Source organism: uncultured Leptotrichia sp. (assembly GCF_938036635.1).
Classification (GTDB): Bacteria; Fusobacteriota; Fusobacteriia; order Fusobacteriales; family Leptotrichiaceae; genus Leptotrichia; species Leptotrichia hongkongensis.
This window is the reverse complement of sequence record NZ_CALHQO010000252.1, coordinates 1-2,264: the sequence shown is the minus strand read 5'-3', so window position 1 is coordinate 2,264 and position 2,264 is coordinate 1. Positions and strand designations below refer to the sequence as shown.

The following is a 2,264-nucleotide window of genomic DNA, read 5'->3' as shown; positions in this document are numbered from 1 at the left end:
TATTGAACAGAATCAACTATAACAAAATCATTTTAAAATAAAAAAAAGAGAAAGGGGATATATTTATGATAAAAAAAGTACTGATTGCAAATCGTGGGGAAATTGCGGTTAGAATTATTAGAGCCTGTAGAAACATGGGGATTTTGAGTGTTGCGATTTACTCAAAGGAAGATAAGGATAGTCTTCATATAAAATTGGCTGATCAAAGTATTTGCATTGGAGAAGGTCCTGCAAGAAATAGTTATTTGAATAAGGAAAGTATCATTACGGCTGCCTTGAATGTGGGAGCAGATGCGATTCATCCTGGATACGGCTTTTTGTCGGAAAATTCAGAGTTTGTAAAAATGTGCGAGGAAAATGGAATAAACTTTATTGGTCCAACAGCCAAAGTTATTGACAGAATGGGAAATAAATCTCAGGCTAGAAAAACAATGATGGATGCTGGAGTCCCAGTTGTACCAGGAACAAAAGAACCTATTTACGATGTAGAATCTGGAATGAAAGCTGCGGAAAACATCGGCTACCCTGTTATGGTAAAGGCTTCTTCTGGTGGTGGCGGAAAAGGGATGCGTGTTGTAAAGGATAGGAATGGTTTTGAATTTTTATTTAATGTAGCTCAGCGGGAATCCATAAATGCGTTTGGTGATGATACTATGTACATTGAAAAATTTATAGAAGATCCAAGACATATAGAAATTCAAGTAATTGCTGATAATTTTGGAAATGTAGTGGCTCTTGGGGAAAGAGACTGTTCCGTTCAGAGAAACCATCAAAAATTAGTAGAAGAATCGCCATCTCCTGCAATTTCCCCAGAAATTCGGGAAGCACTAAATAAATATGCTATTCTGGCAGCAAAAGCAGTAAATTACACAAACGCTGGAACCATAGAATTTATAATGGGAGCAGATGGTTCATATTACTTTATGGAAATGAATACCCGAATTCAAGTAGAACATGGAGTTACTGAAATGGTGACAGGAACAGATTTAATCATTGAACAGATTAGAGTGGCAATGAATGAAAAATTAAGTTTTTCACAGGAAGATATACAATTGCGAGGACATGCAATAGAATGTCGTATAAATGCAGAAATTCCTGAAAAAAACTTTATGCCAAGTCCAGGAAAAATAACAAACATACATTTACCAGATGGTAATGGAATAAGAGTTGATACTGCCATTTACACAAGCTATACAATACCAACTGAATATGATTCAATGATTGCCAAAATTATAGTTCACGCTCCAACTCGTGAAATGGCACTTCAAAAAATGCGTTCAGCACTAAACGAAACTGTTATTTTAGGTGTAGAAACTAACTTAGATTTTCAATATCAAATTATGAGAAACGAGGTTTTCTGTCAAGGGAAAGCAACTACAAGTTTTATTGAAAATGTATTGCTTTATTAAAAATTTAAATAAAAAATGAAAAGAGGTAAAATATGGCTTTTAAAGTGGATTTGAACTGTGATTTGGGAGAAAGTTTCGGTAATTATAAAATTGGAGGAGATGATAAAATTATTCCACTTATTTCCAGCGCTAATGTAGCTTGCGGATTCCATGCAGGAGATCCTGTCGTTATGAAAAAAACGATAGAAACTGCTAAAAAAAATAACATTGGAATAGGAGCTCACCCTGGATTTCTCGACTTAATGGGATTTGGACGGCGTGAAATGAAGATTTCAATAGACGAAGCGAAAGCTTATGTGTTGTATCAATTAGGAGCTTTAGGAGCTTTTTGTAAAAGTGAAGGTGTAAAACTGCAACACGTAAAGCCTCACGGAGCTTTGTATAATATGGCTGCAAAAGACTATAATCTGTCAAAGGCTATTTGTGAGGCTATTGCTGATTTTGACAGTTCTCTCATAATTCTTGGACTTTCGGGAAGCGAAACTTTAAGAGCTGCAAAAGACTTAGGTTTAAAATATGCCAGCGAAGTTTTTGCAGACAGGGCTTATGAAGAAGATGGCAGCCTTGTGGCACGTTCAAAGGAAGGGGCAATGATTCACGATGAAAACGAAGCAATAGAACGTGTAATAAAAATGATAAAGGAACAAAAAGTAACTTCAATAACAGGAAAAGAAATACCGATAAAGGCTGATTCCATTTGTGTTCACGGCGATGGCGAAAAAGCTTTGCTTTTTGTAAAAAAAATACGTGAAAAATTAGTAAATGAAGGAATTATAATTCAAAAATTATCAGAAATTATATAATATACTCAAACCTATTTAAAATTAAACTACTAAAAATTATATAGATTTAGGG

The 2,264-nt window shown here is 34.7% G+C and carries 2 protein-coding genes; both read left to right on the top strand.

The window, feature by feature from the left end:
• Positions 1–65: 65 nt before the first annotated feature.
• Positions 66–1,409, top strand: a complete 1,344-nt coding sequence (gene accC / locus Q0370_RS04910; protein WP_299572882.1) for an acetyl-CoA carboxylase biotin carboxylase subunit — start codon at positions 66–68, stop codon at positions 1,407–1,409.
• A 32-nt stretch (positions 1,410–1,441) separates the two neighbouring features.
• Positions 1,442–2,212 (top strand): LamB/YcsF family protein, encoded by a 771-nt coding sequence (locus Q0370_RS04905; RefSeq protein ID WP_299572879.1) that lies wholly within the window; start codon positions 1,442–1,444, stop codon positions 2,210–2,212.
• The last annotated feature ends 52 nt before the right edge of the window (positions 2,213–2,264 follow it).

What these genes read in the sequence shown, in the direction of transcription:
- accC (WP_299572882.1), top strand. Translation starts at nt 66, where the DNA reads ATGATAAAAAAAGTACTGATTGCAAATCGTGGGGAAATTGCGGTTAGA.
- Q0370_RS04905 (WP_299572879.1), top strand. Translation starts at nt 1,442, where the DNA reads ATGGCTTTTAAAGTGGATTTGAACTGTGATTTGGGAGAAAGTTTCGGT.